Below are 16,503 nucleotides of genomic sequence, written 5' to 3' on the forward strand. Positions count from 1 at the left end.
CTATGCACACGCATTTTGCACGCTCGTGACGGGCCGCGTCATTCTTCGGAGCGATGCTCCGCAACTGGCCACAAAAATGCGAGTCGCACCTCGCTGATCAAATCATGAGCAGTTCCAACTCGGCCCAGCCCTGAGCGTCAGGTCGACTTTCCGACATGACGGACATTCGCAATCTGGTTCAAAGACTTCGACATCGCGAAGCGCTCGGCCGATCGCTGCCTGTCAGTGCCGATGCGATGGCGACGTCACCGGGTTTCTACGGAGCCCGCGGAACACCAATCCACTGCTCGTCGCGGATGATTCGACGACGACCAGGGAACCAACGTCAAGCCCCGCCATTTCCATGGAGAGCATGGAGCAAAATCATGACCAGGCACCTGACGCGAGCCCATCTCGCGCGCGGCGTGGCCGGCGCGGTTTCCACGCTGGTCCTGTGCGCGACGGCGGCATTCACCATCGCGCATCATTTCGCGCTGTGAGGGAGCATTCGCATGATGTCCGAGCCCGAGGAGTCAGTGAGGCTGCAAGGCTTCGGCGAGATGACGCTGCGCACCGCGATCGCGACGGTAATGCTGCTTGCCCCGCGCGAGCGCGCGGACGCCGCGATCTTCCGTGTCCGTGACGGCGTGCGTCTCGCCTCGCGCGAGATCGCTGAACTCGCATCGGAGTGGGGCATCACGCCGACGACCGAGATCGGATCGCCGGGGCTCGTGCCCGAGCCGCACTGGTCCGACATCCTTCGCGGCATGGTGCGCGAGGCACCGCTGCCGTCGCTGATGGTGGCGTTTTTGCTGGGTGTGCTGGTGACGCGGCGGTGAGGCTGCCCCACCGCCGACATGCCTGCCCGACCTGCTATTCGTGGCGGTCCATCGCCGACGTCGTCCTGGTATCGCGCATGGTCAGGTAGACCAGGAGCGACACCGCGATGCAGCCCGTCAGGTACCAGTAGAACCAGCTTTCGTGACCGATGGACTTGAACCACAATGCAATGGATTCGGCCGTGCCGCCGAAGATCGAGACGGTCAGCGCATAGGGCACCCCGACTCCCGTCGCGCGTACGCTGGTCGGAAACAACTCGGCCTTCACCACCGCGTTGATCGCGGTGTAGCCTGATACGATCATCCAGGCGGCGGCGATCAGCAGGAAGGCCGAAAATGCGTCGTGAGAGGCCTGGAGCGTCGTCAGCAAGGGGATCGTGAACAGCGTGCCTGATACGCCAAAGCCGATCAGCAGCCATTTGCGCCCGATGCGGTCGGAGATCGCGCCGTAGATCGGTTGCAACACCATCGCGAAGACGAGACTGCCCGCCGTCACCATCGTGGTCTGGTCGTCCGTCAGCTTCACCGAGAGACGGAGAAACTTCTGCATATAGGTGGTGTAGGTGTAGAACGCCGCCGTGCCGCCCATGGTCAGCCCCACCACCAACATCAGCTCGCGCGGATAGTTCAGCAGCGCACGAATCGAGCTGGACGTCTTCACCGCGGCCCGGCTGTTCTTGAAGGCATCGGTCTCGTGAAGGTTGCTCCGCATCAAGGCTGCGACGACCGCCAGTACGGCGCCGAACGCGAACGGCACGCGCCAGCCCCAGGCGCGGATCTCGTCGGTCGAGAGAAACACCTTCTGGAGGAGGAGCAGCACGAGGATGGCGCAGAGTTGTCCGCCGATCAGCGTCACGTACTGAAAGCTGGAGTAGAAGCCGCGATTCTTCTCGTCGGCGACCTCGCTGAGATAGGTGGCGCTGGTGCCGTACTCGCCGCCGAGACTGAGCCCTTGCAGGATTCGCGCAAGGCCTAGGACTACGGGGGCAGCGAGGCCGATCGAGGCATAAGTCGGCGTCACCGCGATGATCAGCGAGCCGAAACACATCATCACGACGGACAACGTCAGCGCATTGCGCCGGCCATGGCGGTCGGCGAGATGGCCGAACAGCCAGCCGCCGACCGGGCGCACCAGAAAGCCGGCTGCGAACAGCAGTGCCGCATTGAGCTGTTGCACCACCTCGTCGCCTTCAGGGAAAAACGCCTTGGCGAAATAGAGCGAGAACGCCGCATAAGCGTAGAAGTCGTACCACTCGACGAGATTGCCGACCGAGCCGACGAAGATCGCCCGCAGCCGGCGCTTCATGTCGGCGGTCGTCGCGCGCGTCTCCGTGACGGGCTCGCCCATGGTCTGAATTGAGGCTTCCTGTGAACTCATGACGTCCTCCGGGGATTTGTTGTGCTTTGACGAGACGATCCGCTCGCTTGTTCGACCGCGAGTTGATGCCGTCCCGGAAACCGGATGGTTTCAGCGCTACTTCAGCAACGGCCGTGCCAGACGTGACGGGCGCGCGGAAACGCGGCGATTTGCGAAGAATTGCGCGGATTCTCGAGAAGGACGCCCGAGACGAGCCAGATCGTCGGCGGGAATCCGCCGATGCGGCGGCCGCCATCGGCGGATTTCCGCCGATAGCCTTGCCGGCTCAGGGCTCCTTGCGGCCAGGCCGGGCCAGCGCGTATTTCGCCATCTTCTCGTTCAGCGTCCGACGCGGCACGCCGAGCTCCTCGGTGACAGCCGCAATCGACCAATCGTGCTCACGCAAGGCGGCTTCGATCAGCGTGCGTTCATAGGCCGCGACGCGATCGGCGAGCGTCCGCTGCGGCGCGCCCGGCTCGCCGCGCCGAAGTATCTCGGCAACGCTGCGACCGGTCGCAGCGAGTCCCAGCGCATGGCGTTCGGCCACGTTCTTCAGCTCGCGTACATTGCCCGGCCAGTCGTAAGCGAGCAGCACATCGAGATCGTCCGCCCGCAGCGGCGACATCGCGCGGCCAGCGCCCTTGGCGGCGGCTGCGGCAAAATGCTCGAACAGCAGCAAGGCGTCGTTGCCGCGCTCGCGCAGCGCCGGCAGGTGGATCTCGGCCGCAGCAAGGCGGAAATAGAGATCGGAGCGGAAGCGGCCGTGGCGGCTCTCGGCCGCAAGATCGCCCTTGGCCGCCGCCACGACGCGAACATCGACGGGCAACAGCTTGTTGGAGCCGACCCGTTCGATCGTGCGCTCCTGGAGGGCGCGCAGGATCTTGGCCTGAAACGGCAACGGCATGCTCTCGATCTCGTCGAGCAACAGCGTGCCGCCGCTGGCGTGCTCGAATTTGCCGATGCGCGCGGCACGCGCGCCGGTGAAGGCCCCGGCCTCGTGGCCGAACAATTCGCTTTCGAACAGCTCGGCTGGAATCGCGGCGCAGTTCACCGCGACGAACGGCGCCTTCGCGCGCGGTCCGAAATCGTGCAGGGCCCGCGCCACCACCTCCTTGCCGGTGCCGGTCTCGCCGGTGATGATGACGTCGCGATCGTGACCGGCGAGTTCGAGCACGCTGGCGCGCACCGCTTCCATCGTCCGCGACAGGCCGATCAGGCGCGCATCGATCGCGCCGGGCGCGGCGAGACGATCCGAGAGCTGGCGGAGCTGCAATTTCAGCTGCCGCCGCTCGACCGCGCGCGCCATGACGGCCGAGAGCAGCTCGGGATCGTGAGGCTTCTGCAAGAAATCGTAGGCACCTTCGCGCATCGCGGCCACCGCGAGCGGCACGTCGCCATGCGCGGTCAGGAGCACCACGGGAATGTCGGGATCGGCACGGTGAACGTCGCGCATCAAGTCGAGCCCCGATCGCTGCGGCATGCGAAAATCCGTCAGCACCGCATCGGGCGGGATGTCTTTCACGAGGCGCATGGCTTCATTGGCGCCGGCGGCGGTGCGGACCGTGAAGCCGCCGAGCTCCAGCCATTGCCGCACCGAATGACGGACGATCTCCTCGTCGTCGACGACGAGCACGGAGCCGCTCATGCCTGCAATTCCCGTCGTTGCGCGGCCGGTGCGACGTCCATCAGCGGAATGACGACCTTGAAAGTCGTGCCCCTGCCCGGTGCGCTGTCCACCAAGATGTCTCCCCCGAACTCCCTGACGATTCCGTACGAGATCGAGAGCCCGAGGCCAAGCCCCTCGCCGATCTCCTTGGTGGTAAAGAACGGATCGAACAGCGACTTGACGTGCTCGGCCGCGATGCCGGCGCCGGTGTCGGTGATCTCGATCGCTGCGCTGGCGCCATCCCTGCCGAGCGCAACCGTAAGCAGGTGCCGCTCCGACTCGCGCATCGCATCGATCGCATTCGACAACAGATTGACCACGACCTGCTCGAGCCGGATCGGATTGGCGAAGCTGTAAAGCGACTCGGCGGGCGCGACACGCACCACCTCGATATGCTCGTGGTCGATACGATATTGCAGCAGGCGGACCGCGTTGTCGATGACGGGCGCGAGCGCGACGGCGCTGCGTGTTCCGGTTTCCTTGCGCGCAAACATGCGCAAGTGGTCGATCAGCGCCATCATGCGCTCGGCAATCGACGACATCAGGTCGAGGTTTTCAGCCGCGCGATCGACCTCGTTGCGGCGGAGCAGGACGCGGCTGCTCGCGACGTAGGTGATCAGCGCCGCCAGCGGCTGGTTGATCTCGTGCGCGACACCGGCAAGCGCCTGGCCGAGGCTGGCGAGCTTGGCGCTCTGCACGAGGCTCTCGAGGGTCCGGCGCAGCTCTTCCGTACGCTCGGCCACCCGACGTTCGAGAACGTCGTGCGCCTCGAGCTTGGTCCTTATGACCTGACGCCGCTGATAGGCCACCAGCACCACCAGCAGCAATGCGACGAGAGCGGACACACCGGCGATCGCGACAGTTGCCGCGTTGCGTCGTGCCTCCACGACGTCAGAGAACAGCAGCAGCTTCCAGCCCTGGTCGCGCGGATGGATCTGAAGCGCGTACTCCCCGAGCGCGGTATTGCCGCGGCCGCGCGCGTGACCGACCTGCATGCGTTGACGGTCGCCCGTGGGCACGAAGACCGGCGAAGCGTCGATGGCCTGACCGAATTGCTGCACGGCATTCAGCTCCGCGAGGCGCTCGGCGGGAACCGGCACCAGCGGCCGATATTTCCAATCCGCGCGGCTGGCGAGAAAGATCACGCCATTCTCATCCTCCATCGCCACGAGATCGCCGGCACGCGCCCAGTCGGCCTCGAGCGCGCTGAGATCGATCTTGACCACGGCGACGCCGAGGGTCTTGCCGCCCTCCGTGATCCGATGCGACAGGAAATAGCCGGGCTGTCCGGTCGTGGCACCAACGGCGTAATAATGGCCCTCGCCGGACCGCATGGCGTCGGCGAAGTAGGCGCGGAACGCATAGACGTGCCCGACGAAACTCGAGGGCTGATCGTAGTTGCTCGCCGCCAGCGCGAGGCCGGCGCTGTCGAGCACATACAGCTCCGCGGATCGCGCACCCTGGTTGAGGGATTTGAGATAGCGATTGGCAGCGGCGATCGCCGCGGCATCCCGTGGATCGCGGTAGAGCTCGCGAATGGGATCGGCGAGCGACAGCACCGCCGGCAGATAGCGATAGCGCGCAACGGTCGCATCGAAGGTGCTGGCGATCAGCGCAAGCCGGTCATTGGCCTCCCGCTGCATGCGTGCAAAGGCGGCATCGAGCGCCAGCACGTAGGCCAGCCAACCCGCCGCCGCGATCGCCGCAAGGGCAGATACTGCGATCAGCGCGTGTCGCAGCGGGACTGGACGAGGAGGTTGCATCGAGGCTCCGGATCGAGACGATATCGCTAGGTAGCACATCGCAAGACCCGCGCCGCTGCGATCGCAGTGCGTCAAGGCAGCCTTGGGAAGCCGTGCCCGCTGACGTGCCAAAGTGGCCGTGGCTCGAAATCGTTGCAAAGGGGGCCCCAGGCGCTGGCGGCCGACCCGCCAAGCCTCTGGAAAGCTTCGCCTTTTGTAAGAACGGTCAGGGGCAGAATTCGAACCTGCGCCCCCTGCGTCCCGAACGTAGGCAGCAGATCAAAAGATCAGCCAAGAACCATGAGCTTTGCTCGCGATTGACCGCCTCTGTCGCCATTTTTTCACGGGGATTCGGTGGTTGGACATCTCGCACGCTTCGATGTGAGGTCACGCTGACCCACTCGAGCAATTCGCCGAAATGAGCGTTCGCTTTAGGCGATTTGGCGAGGTTGCACGGCAGCGCCGTACCAAGCGCTACCGCACGCCCCGCGGCTGCGCGCGAAATCTCATACGCGACGGTTCGCCACCTGTTGTGTTTCGTGCTGCTGCTCGTGGCTTTGTGAATAGTGCAAAACTCTGCTTGCAAACACGTAGCCCACGCCTCGGACACTCTTGACCAAACGCGGCTCATCAACGGACCGCTCGAGCTTCCGCCTTAGTCGCGCGATATGGCCATCGACGGTCCGGTCCAGTGGCGACCACTCGTGGCCCATCAAAGCCCGGCAGATCTCCTCGCGCGAGAGAACGCGCGCTGCGTTCTGAACGAGAAGCAGCAGCAATCGATACTCAAAATCGGTGAGGGCAACCACGTCCCCGTTGGCTCGCCGTAGTTCGCGCGCCTCGGTGTCGATCACGCAATGGTCAAATTCGTAATGGCTGTGACCTGCGGTGCTCTTCCGCTCCACCAACCGATGATCGTACCGCTTCAGGACATTGCGGATCCGCAAGAGAACCTCGCGAACATGGAACGGCTTGGTGATGTAGTCGTCGGCCCCGTACTCGAGGCCGGCAATGCGGTCCGGCGATCCGTCCAGGCCCGTGATGATGACGACCGGGGTATTGTGCAGCGCACGCATTTCTCGCGCAAACTCGAGCCCGTTCTCGTTGCCGAGACGCAAATCGAGCGTGATGAGATCGACGTGGTTATGGCGAACGTGATGCAGCGCGCGCGCTTTGTCAGACGCATCCAGAACGGTAAAATGATCCTCTGCCAGAGCCTGACAAAGCACTCTCCGGACTTCTGGGTCGTCGTCAACGATGAGAATTGTCGGCATGGCCTGAGACATGCTTCGCAATATAATCAGCTAAAAACCAACATAGGTAATACCAAGGATAGTGAGCAATGCTGATCTATGTCAAGAAAGTGCGCACCGCCTCTCGGCGCCGCCCTTTGAATTGCCTCTAGATCGGCAAGGATTCTGCCTTCGGGGTCGATCAGCCTCTCGGCATGATCCCTGAGGTCGAAAAAAAGCCGGCCATTGAGCTTACTCCCACCTGAAGCAAGGGCACCCGCCTATGGGAATTAATCCTTGATATACATTGCACGACCAAACGCATGGCAACAATAGAGAGTTCGCCTCCTGTTAAACGACGCTCATGAGCCTCAGAACGCCGGCCGAGGACCCTTCCCTCGACAAACTTGTGAAACGATTGCGCTTGCATTCAGCGTTATCGGAACGGGATGCGCACGCTATCAGAGAATTGCCGCACAGGGTAATGGAGCAGCGGGTCAATTCTTACCTGGTTAGAGAAGGCGACCGGACAACGGAGTGCGCCGTCCTGATTTCGGGGTTTGTTCATCGCTTCAGAGTGACGGCGGAGGGACAGAGACAGATTCTGTCGCTTTACGTGCCGGGAGATCCGATCGACTTCGACCACCTGTATTTTCCGGTCGCAGACGATAGCCTGCAAGCAGCTCGCCACTCGACGTTGGCCTATATCGATCAGGAGCATCTACGCGAGTTGATGGATGACTCTCCCGCGATCTCAACAGCCGTAACTCGCGCCCTGTTGGTCGACAGCTCGATTTTCCGTGAATGGACGGTCAACGTGGGCCGTCGAGATGCGCAAACAAGAATTGCACACTTGTTGTGCGAACTATCCTTGCGGCTCCAGGCACAAGGGCTCGACTTCAACGAGGTTGCCTTGCCTTTGACGCAAGCCGAGATGGCCGACGCAACCGGCCTTTCTACCGTTCACGTCAACCGCATTCTAAAATCGCTCAAGGCCAAAAAATATATCCAAAGGGAGGGCGGTTTGGTGATGTTGCCAGACCCCTCTGCGCTCAGGCCCATCGCCGGGTTCGATGATCGCTACCTTCATTTCAACTCTGACCCTGTCAATCATGAACGCCCCAAGAACTGACGCTCGTCGTGCTACGCAACCCAGGTCTCGACAGCAAGCCGGTGGTCCGAAAGCCGAGGTTCAGCGGTTGGCTCTACGTCGATACGAGTTCCGATCGGATAGTTCTCGGTTCGGGCGGCTGGGTCTTCCTCCAAGCAAGCACGCCAGAGCATGTGCAGCATTTCTAGCTCCATCAGCATTAGCCGAGTAGCTTTCCGCGGCAATTTGTCCAAAGCGGCAATTTGTCCAAACTGGAATGAAGCAACATCCCTTTTGCAAGGTACTGAATCAGAACAATTCATCGATGCGCCGGAGAATTGTGCAGTTTTGTGCGCCTACTCAAACACGTATATGGATATCAAGAATTAGGTGATAATATTCATAAATAATTCATAAATCTCGTTGGGCGTACTTTTTTCAATTAGCCACGACACCGTCCGCCATTGAGCCCACGGGCGAAGCGAGAAAGGAGGTGGATCTCCGAACCCGACGACTCCAGCTTGAATTTCGAGCCGTACTTCAATTCGTGCCGGCCGCTTATGTAAATTTTGGAGTCTTGTGTAAATTTTGGAGTATTGCCATGAGGCGTCGCACCCCTTTCGCGACCGTCCTAGTCGGACAAACCAGCTTACTTCGAGAAGGCATTGCCAGAATTCTAAGAGAAGCCGATTTCCGGGTACTGACCTCAGTATCAAGCGCCGATGAATGGATTGCCAGCAACCTCCAGCCTGAGCAAGTTCTATTCGTTGTCGTTCACGTTGGCGATGACTTTGGATACGCTGTAGAGCAAATCGAGCTTTTCCGAAGCCGTCATGCGAACTGCCGCATAGCAATCGTGACAGAGCGCTATCAACAGGATGACCTTGTCCTGGCCTATAACGCAGGTGCCCGCGGCTATTTCGTCGACGTCACGACCTGCGACGTGTTCATCAAGTCGCTCGAACTGGTGATGATGGGTGAGACGATCGTTCCTCCAGCCTCGCTGTCCTTTGCACTCACTTCCGAAAGCCAGCATCGTGGCGTGCACGCCGCTCTCGTCGGTCACCGTGAAGCCGATCCCGTCAAGTGCGAGGATATCATCGCGCCGCAGCTCTCGCCTCGCGAAACAATGATCCTGCGGTGTCTGATCGAAGGCGATTCCAACAAGACGATTGCGCGAAAGATCGACATCGCCGAAGCAACCGTAAAGGTTCATGTCAAAGCTATCCTTCGCAAGATCCGGGTTCAAAACCGCACCCAGGCGGCCATTTGGGGAATAAATAACGAGCTTATGGCGCGCGCCTCGAGGGAGACCTCCCAGCCGGCTGGTGTAAATGGTGGTCGCTATTCCCCGCAAGCGCTCGCCGAGCTCGACGCTTCCAAGCCGCTAATCGTTGATCGCAAACTAGGCTGAGGCTCCGGAGATTCGCGTGCTTCGACAGGTGATCGACGTGAAAGCAGGAGAACAGCCATGCTCGACGAGCAATCGCCTCTTGGAAAGGCGCTCGTAACGACCGACAGGCGCCGCGACGGAATTTATGCGGTCGGAATCCTGCTGACCGCCGCTGTTTTGTTTGAAGCCTCGATAACGCCGGCCAAAGCCGACTATCACCTGCAAGCGGGAGACACAGTCGAGATTTCCGTTGCCACGGTACCCGAACTCAAACAGCGGGTTCGCATCGGGCCGAACGGAACGATATCATTTCCCCTCCTCGGTCAGATGACCGTGGCGGGCCTCTCCGGAGCCGAATTTCAGGCCAAGGTACAGGCGTCCCTTGCCGCGAAGGCTGTCCGGCAGAGAACACCAGACGGGCGCGAGAGCTCCGTCACGATCGATCCCGACGAAGTGACCGCAACCGTGGTCGAATATCGGCCGGTCTACATCAACGGCGATATCGCCAAACCGGGCGAAGTCGCCTTTCGCCCCCTGCTAACCGTGCGGCAGGCCGTTGCGCTGTCGGGTGGCTACGACATCGTTCGCCTTAGAATGAACAACCCGATACTCGAGTCGGCGGACCTGCGGGGCGAGTACGAAGCGCTTTGGACCGAGTTCGCCAAGGAACAGGCCCATGTCTGGCGGCTGAGGCAAGAGCTGGGACAGGATCCACGCATTGATCGCAATTCGTTGCTCGATGTTCCGATTCCCCGGTCGACGGCGCTCGACATCATCAACGTGGAAACCGACCAACTCAGGACGCGGCAAGCGGATGCACAAGCCGAGAGAACCTTCCTGGAGCACGCCATCGCCGAGGCCGATGAACAAATCCGCGTCCTCTCCGAGCAACAGAAGACGGCAGAACAGGCAAACCAGGCCGACACCGAAGACTTTGAAAAGGCCAAGGACCTCTTCAGCCGCGGCAACATCACCAATATACGCGTCAGCGATGCGCGACGCGCCATGCTTCTTTCGTCCACACAGAGGTTGCAGACCGCCGCTCAGTTCATGCAGACCCAGCGGCAGCGGGACGACTACGTTCGACAGCTCGAGAAGCTGGACAGCCTGCGCAAGAGCGAGATGCTGCGCGAACTGCAGGACGCCGTCGTTTCGCTCAGCAGAATTCGCTCCAAGCTACAGAGCACTGGCGAAAAGCTCCAATACGTCGCTCTGGCCAAATCGCAGCTCGCAAGCGGAGTGGGCAGCAAACCCTCGATTACGATCATCCGGACCGGGGCGAAGGGCAACGAGCCGGTGGCCGCAGATGAGGATTCCGCGCTCCAGCCGGGCGACGTGATCGAGGTGGCCCTCCACGAGGCGCCAGCTACCGCCCCGACGGACTCAGCAAGCGCGTTCGGGTCCCGCCAAGACCGATCGCTTGTGGAAGGAGCTCCGAAGCTTGGCGAGTATGCCCGGCAGTAGATCGAGGCGTCGCCACAGGAACAGCGCCATCACGGCATTCCAGATGACCAGCGACACGGCCGTACCGATCGCCGCGCCGTTCAAGCCAAACGCCGAAATGAGTACGGCGCTTACGCCTGCATTGACGATCGTACAGGAGGCGAGCAGCACCGCCGCACTGCGTTCGTGGCCCGTCATCGTCATAACGTACAACTGCGAGCCCGCGCTGGCGGTCAGGACCTGGGCGATGAGAAGAATACGAATTGCCGGGGCGCCAACCTCATAGCCGGCGCCGAACCAGGCGAGAAGTGGGTCGGCAAGCACAAAGAGCAAGGTGGCAATGCACAATCCCGCCAAGAACGTCCATGCGGAAATCGTGGTGATGAGAATCTGCATGCCCGCCCTGTCTCCGCGAGTATTGAGATTGGATATGGCAGGCGCAAACAGCGTGTTCATCGCAATTCGCGGCAACGTGACGACAAGAGCAATATTGAAGGCCAGGCTATAGATCCCCGCATCCTTGGTACTCGTGATCCAGCCCAACAACATGACCCCGGTGCGATTCAGCAGGGATTCGGTTGCACCGAGTATCAACAGTGGAATGGCAGCCCTTCGCCAGGCTGCGGCATCGTACGCTGGCAGGATGCCGACGATAGCGCGCGGACGGCGATTGCGCATCGCGAATCCCGCGCAAATCAAGCCGAATGTCGAACTGATCAGCGTAGCCACCATCACGAACGGCGCGTTGATCGTCCATCCCACGCCCAATGTCGCGACCGCCACGAGGGCGATGAGCGTGCCATCCCGAACCACACGATCGGGCACGAGAGCCGAAACTACGCCGCCGAACGCGCGCACCGCGGAACACCGAATTCGCACCAGCGCCAGAACAGGCACCAGCGCAAAGCCCACGAGAAAGGTTCTTCGCAATTCGGTGGACGGCACAAATCGTTCGACGAAGAGCACGCCGACCAGCATGACCAGGCCGCCTACCAGAATTGCTCGCCTCTGTGCATACTGAATGACACCTCTCAAAAGCGGCCAGTCGCGTTCGGCCTCGTAAGCAGGAACGAAACGCAGAAGCCCAACGTCGAAGCCGAGGGTCGCAAGGTAAGCCAGAACCACCATCCATGCGAAGACATAGGCATACGTGCCATACGTCTCCACTCCCACCGTACGTGCGACAACGAGCTGCGAACAATAAGTCAGCCCAAAACCCAGACCATAAACGAAGAATGCGGCGACTCCGCCGCGGGCGACCCGGTTGACCGGAGCGCTTTCAGGCTTCCATTCACTCATATCCATCTCCGGCACGAAACGGAGCAACCGCCCTCACCGCTGGCCTCAAGGCGTTGTTCTGCGTGCAGCTCTGAAGTCTGCTCGTGACTTCCCTTTCGATCCTGCACACGCTCTCTTCGAGAGAGCTCTGATCGACAGACGAAGCGCTCAACACGGATCGCCCCTGCTGCTGCAACACATCGGACAGGCGGTCAACCATCCGTGCCGATGCGAGGCTTCTACTCAAATTCGGCTCGAACAACTGCTCGAGCGCACTTTGAACGTTTTGTCGATCGTGCAATCGCGCCTTCAGCAGATCGAGGGGAGCGATCAAGCGGACCAAAAGGTCGGATTTCGGCGCCCAGGCGAGCGCGCTGCCAATCAACGTATCGTCAACGCCGCCGGCGAGCAGCGCCAATGAACATACGGCCTGCACAAAAGCCTGATCGAACAATACGACATGAGCGGCACCTGCCTTTTCATGCCAGGAATGAGACAGGCGCAAAGCGTATTGAGCCATCTTGAAGGAGGCGAAGACGCTGGCCGGCGGAAGCGACCGCACCAAATGAGCTGCAGTCCTCACGTCACGAGCGTTGACCAGGGGATGACGCGCAATCACCAGCATCTCTACAAGCGGCCGCCTCAGCCGCATCGCCAGGTACCGGTATTGCGCTGCCGGCGTCATGCGCGGAGCGGGCGGCTGAAGATGTTCGACTGGCCGATAGCTGAGTTTGAGCTCGGCACGAAGGCCGCGTTCCTGAAGTCGCTTTGCGAGCGCATGCGCAAACGTCGTTTTGCCGGCTCCTGGAGGACCAAACAGCTCGACGATCATCTCTGCCGTGCTCCCTTCCTGCCACCTTCAGATCAGGCGCCAGATCTCACGCTTGATCGTACGGATGACGTCGGCAAGCGGCCGTTGAGCGTCAACCCGCACGACGCGAGCCCCGCGGAACTCAAGCCGCTCCAGACCGGCAATCCTCTCGCGGATCACCGCCGGATCCATGCTCGGCTCCCGCCTCGCAGCGGTTTCAGGCATCACCACCAGCTTAATCACCAGATCGGGCGGGAGGCGCTCGGCCAGGGCATATGCATCGCCCTCAAACCGGCGCAGCCAGAGCGGCGCCGCCTTCAGACGCGTCAGGAGCGGTCCATCGTTGAAGCCCGGGATCTGGTTTTGCGGGTAGCGATCGGTAAGAATGACCAGTCCGCGATTGGCTCCGCGCCATGCCGCCGCGAGCTTGTTCCGCTTGTCGGCCGCCACGGCCACGGCCCAGACCGACAGCAACAGCGAGTAGAGTAGTCCAGGTGGGCGGCCAGATTTCCTTCCGTGCGACGAACAGTTCGGCTTGTTTCGAAAGAAACGCATGGCCATGGGCATCATCAGCTTGAGCGGCCAGAGAAACCACGATGGTCGGCCGTCACCGGTGCCGAAATAAAGGGGCAGAATGTCGATCTTCGCGGAAAGCCACGCACGTATGGTTGATACCGACGTGCTCTTTCCGCTGCCATCGACACCAACGATCGCCACCACCCAACCGCCGCCGGGTGTACGCCGGTTCCAAGGCCTCGGCGCATGGAAGACCCGCTTGTTCAGGACCGCGCCTGCCCAGCGCAAGCTCCGACCGAAAGAGCGCAGCCGCGCCTCGAGAGCATTGTAACTGCGATACGGGGCACAGTAGTTTCGTATGCGCCGGCGAAGCTGCGTCCGTTTCTCCAACGGCTTCGGGTCGTAGAATGCGTCCACCACTAGCTCGGCGAGATCATCGTTCAGTAGTTCGGCGGCATGGGCGCACAACGCCGAACGCTCGACGCGACTGACCAGATCGAGCCGGTCCAGGGCGAACTTGCGCGTCGTTGCGCGCCAGAAGCAGAGGGTGATCAGATCCAGCCGTGTGAGTTCGAGACAGGCGCGTATGACCAGCAGCACCGCTTCACTTGACGGATCGAGTATTCGGATCGGCAATGATGAATGAAGGAGCGCCCGATCCAGGAACGCTTTTTCCCATCGAATGCAGTAGTTCTTGAGCGCCCGCTCGCCGACAATCAGCGACGAATGAAGGTGAAGATGGAGCAAGCGACCACTAGGTTCGTCGAAACCGAGAAAGTTGAGCGTAGCCGGGTGATCGCGGTCGTCCACGACCGGGAACGACTTGAAATCCAGCGCGAGCAGAATCTGCTGGGCGCGGTGCACTTCAGCCCTTGCCACGAGCAGATCGAGATCACCTTCGCCCGCAAGCACCTGGTGGAGGCGCCTGCTGCTCTTCCAGTAGCAGTACGACACTTGCTGGCGATGAAACTCGTTCAGGACACCCAGCAGGGCGAGCGGGATCGCGACGTCGGCGCCCGATCGAGCAATAGGCTCAATTTCACGGAGAGCGTCCATCTGTCCCTTCTCCTGCCGACTCCAGTTCGGACACCTGACCGGCTTTGGGATGCCCGGCCGCGGCTTCTCGGACTGGATTCACGGACATGTCGCGGGGTGGCGTCCGCCATCTCCAGGTAGCAACCTTGGTCCGCCCCCAATTCAAGGCAAGAGCGGAATAGTACTTCTTGTGCCTGACCATGAACTCGCCGACATCGCCGTAACGATATCGGGCGTGCTCTCTGAGATCGACCCGCGTCAACACGGACATTGCGAAATCGCCGCGCGCATTGTCGAGGCAGCCCGCTTCGCGTAGCAGGCTTACCGCGTTACGACTTACCTCGCGCCTCGTGCTGCCCCATTTCACGACGAACAGCAGTTTGTCGGCGACAGCAGGAAGCAACCGGGCCTCGACGGCGCCTAGCACGGGTGGACCGTCAATAATCACTGCGTCGTAACGCTCCCGCATTTGACGGACGAATCCACGCAGTTGCTCGGATGCGAAGAGCGTCAGCGGGTCTGTGCGGCCCCTGACCAGCGGAAGAAGATCAACACGAGAAAGAAGGTCGACGCGCGCTTCCGTGAGCCGCCGCATGAGTTCGGCGGAAGAGAGATTCTCCGGGAGCGCATTGACCGTTCCTGTCGCATTGCCGAGCGGCGAACCGGGCCGCGGATCAAGACCAATCAGAAGCACGCGACGCCCAAGCGCTCCCAGATAGGCCGCAAGGCTCATCGCCAGCGTGGTCTTTCCTTCTCCGGGGATGCTGGAGCAGACCAACACCACCTTGGAGTTGCGCGACGGAGTGGCAAGCTCCAGTGGAGCGATGACCGATCGTATTGCCTCCGCGTACCGTGAGAATGGCTCCCGCAGGAAGTAGCGGTCGGGACGCACGGCGTTCCGGCGCGAAATCCTCGGTATGAGCGCGATACAGGGCATACCGAGCACGTCGGCCGTCTCCTGCTGATCCCGTAGCCTACGGTCGAGCCGCTCACGAACGACCGCCAGCCAGCATCCGAGGATTGCAAACAGGATGAACGACGGAACGACGAAGAGAATCGGATTGTGGGAGCTGGGTCTGGTCGGCACTCCCGCCAGAATCAGCTGGATTCCCACCTCGGATGAGCTTTCCTGCTGATCACGCAAGGCCTTTCTGGCACGCAACAAGCTGTCATAGCGCTGCGCACTGCTACTGGCGTGCCGCAGCAGCTCACGCAATTGCGGGTCGGCCAGCTGTTCCGGATCTGCGCCATCCTGCCTCGCGCCTCGTTTCTGTCGCACCGCCTTCTGCACCGTCTCGGCGGCCCTCTCCGCCTCGTACTTTGCCTCCGCAACCCGATCATCCATCTGCGCCAGCTCGCGGCTTGCGGACGCTTCCTTCCTCGCCGTCAACTCGTCAACGTAGAGCTGGACGATGCGATTGGCGAACGCCGCTGCCCTCTGAGGACTTGGCGATGTGAATGCAACGGAGATAACGCGGGATCGACGCTCCTGGATGACCACCGTGTTGCGTCTGAATTCCTCGAAACGGGGCACCGTACGGCTCCCACCCTTTCGAAGTTCGCCAATCCAGACGCCCAGGCGCCGCTTGAGTTCCGTCAACCCCAGCGTTTCCGTCGCAGGATCGATCGACGGAGCCGTCACAGCCGTTCGCGGCACATCGCGCGCCCCATCCAAGTCCGGCTCCGCATTGATCGCGTTGCGCGTTTCGGCTCGGAACTCCGGATCCTGCGAGAGACTTTCGATGACTCGTTGCAGATGATCGGGAGAACTCAGCAACGTCACATGGGTATCGATGCTCACGTCGATTGCCGATACGCCCGGTGCGCTCTCGGCGGCAGGGACGGGAGCCTCGACCACGAGTTGGGCCGTCGCGGTATATTTGGGTGCGATCAAGAGCCCAATGACGATTGCGAGCAGCATCCCGATCAAGGCGATCGACGTGATCATTCCGCTGCGGCGGCGCAGGATTGCGGCTATATGACCGAAGTGGAGGTCATTGGTTGAGCCGGAGCTGCCGCCTGACTCGACACCGGCTCCCTCATGCTCACCGATGCGCACGTCATCCACGTGAGCAGTCTTCCCGCTCGCTGCACGGTCGTCTGGACGCACGCGCAACATCGC

The 16,503-nt window shown here is 61.4% G+C and carries 12 protein-coding genes and 1 pseudogene; 4 read left to right on the forward strand and 9 right to left on the reverse strand.

Annotated features, from left to right (window positions below; translation table 11 throughout):
• The first annotated feature begins 491 nt into the window (after positions 1 to 491).
• Positions 492 to 818, forward strand: coding sequence for a hypothetical protein (locus tag XH90_RS26495; RefSeq protein ID WP_194477240.1), 327 nt, complete (start codon positions 492 to 494; stop codon positions 816 to 818).
• Positions 819 to 852: 34 nt separating this feature from the next.
• Here XH90_RS26495 and XH90_RS26500 read toward each other — a convergent pair whose 3' ends face one another.
• The 5 genes and pseudogenes from XH90_RS26500 to XH90_RS39885 form a co-directional block, all read right to left on the reverse strand.
• On the reverse strand, positions 853 to 2,166 hold the full coding sequence (locus XH90_RS26500; RefSeq protein ID WP_194482821.1) for an MFS transporter: 1,314 nt from the start codon (positions 2,164 to 2,166) through the stop codon (positions 853 to 855).
• 295 nt (positions 2,167 to 2,461) lie between these two features.
• Positions 2,462 to 3,820 carry a sigma-54 dependent transcriptional regulator gene (locus XH90_RS26505; RefSeq protein WP_194477241.1) on the reverse strand — a complete coding sequence of 453 codons (1,359 nt, stop codon included), beginning with the start codon at positions 3,818 to 3,820 and terminating at the stop codon, positions 2,462 to 2,464.
• Positions 3,817 to 5,604 (reverse strand): ATP-binding protein, encoded by a 1,788-nt coding sequence (locus XH90_RS26510; protein WP_194477242.1) that lies wholly within the window; start codon positions 5,602 to 5,604, stop codon positions 3,817 to 3,819. Before XH90_RS26510 ends, XH90_RS26505 begins: the two co-directional genes overlap by 4 nt.
• A gap of 485 nt (positions 5,605 to 6,089) precedes the next feature.
• The gene (locus XH90_RS26515) at positions 6,090 to 6,857 is read right to left on the reverse strand and encodes a response regulator transcription factor (RefSeq protein WP_194477243.1); all 768 of its coding nucleotides are present in this window, start codon (positions 6,855 to 6,857) and stop codon (positions 6,090 to 6,092) included.
• A gap of 26 nt (positions 6,858 to 6,883) precedes the next feature.
• Positions 6,884 to 7,045, reverse strand: a pseudogene (locus tag XH90_RS39885) (hypothetical protein); the annotation flags it as partial.
• 134 nt (positions 7,046 to 7,179) lie between these two features.
• Between XH90_RS39885 and XH90_RS26520 the strand changes: the two are divergent.
• The 3 genes from XH90_RS26520 to XH90_RS26530 all read left to right on the forward strand — a co-directional run bounded on the left by XH90_RS26520 (position 7,180) and on the right by XH90_RS26530 (position 10,762).
• Positions 7,180 to 7,947 carry a Crp/Fnr family transcriptional regulator gene (locus XH90_RS26520; protein ID WP_194477244.1) on the forward strand — a complete coding sequence of 256 codons (768 nt, stop codon included), beginning with the start codon at positions 7,180 to 7,182 and terminating at the stop codon, positions 7,945 to 7,947.
• Positions 7,948 to 8,506: 559 nt separating this feature from the next.
• Entirely contained in the window at positions 8,507 to 9,319 is an 813-nt protein-coding gene (locus XH90_RS26525; protein WP_194477245.1) for a response regulator transcription factor, read from the forward strand.
• 57 nt (positions 9,320 to 9,376) lie between these two features.
• Positions 9,377 to 10,762, forward strand: coding sequence for a polysaccharide biosynthesis/export family protein (locus XH90_RS26530; protein ID WP_194477246.1), 1,386 nt, complete (start codon positions 9,377 to 9,379; stop codon positions 10,760 to 10,762).
• Here XH90_RS26530 and XH90_RS26535 read toward each other — a convergent pair.
• From XH90_RS26535 to XH90_RS26550, 4 genes are read right to left on the reverse strand one after another with little or no spacing between them, the layout of a single operon-like run.
• Positions 10,682 to 12,040 (reverse strand): oligosaccharide flippase family protein, encoded by a 1,359-nt coding sequence (locus XH90_RS26535; RefSeq protein WP_194477247.1) that lies wholly within the window; start codon positions 12,038 to 12,040, stop codon positions 10,682 to 10,684. The two genes, XH90_RS26530 and XH90_RS26535, sit on opposite strands and share 81 nt — an antisense overlap.
• Positions 12,033 to 12,851, reverse strand: coding sequence for a hypothetical protein (locus XH90_RS26540; RefSeq protein WP_194477248.1), 819 nt, complete (start codon positions 12,849 to 12,851; stop codon positions 12,033 to 12,035). The genes XH90_RS26535 and XH90_RS26540 overlap by 8 nt, the downstream gene beginning before the upstream one ends.
• Positions 12,852 to 12,878: 27 nt before the next feature.
• Entirely contained in the window at positions 12,879 to 14,402 is a 1,524-nt protein-coding gene (locus XH90_RS26545) for a hypothetical protein (RefSeq protein ID WP_194477249.1), read from the reverse strand.
• Positions 14,386 to 16,500, reverse strand: coding sequence for an AAA family ATPase (locus XH90_RS26550; protein ID WP_194477250.1), 2,115 nt, complete (start codon positions 16,498 to 16,500; stop codon positions 14,386 to 14,388). The genes XH90_RS26545 and XH90_RS26550 overlap by 17 nt, the downstream gene beginning before the upstream one ends.
• Between the last annotated feature and the right edge of the window lie 3 nt (positions 16,501 to 16,503).

Origin of the sequence: Bradyrhizobium sp. CCBAU 53338 (assembly GCF_015291665.1) — a bacterium.
Taxonomy (GTDB): Bacteria; Pseudomonadota; Alphaproteobacteria; order Rhizobiales; family Xanthobacteraceae; genus Bradyrhizobium.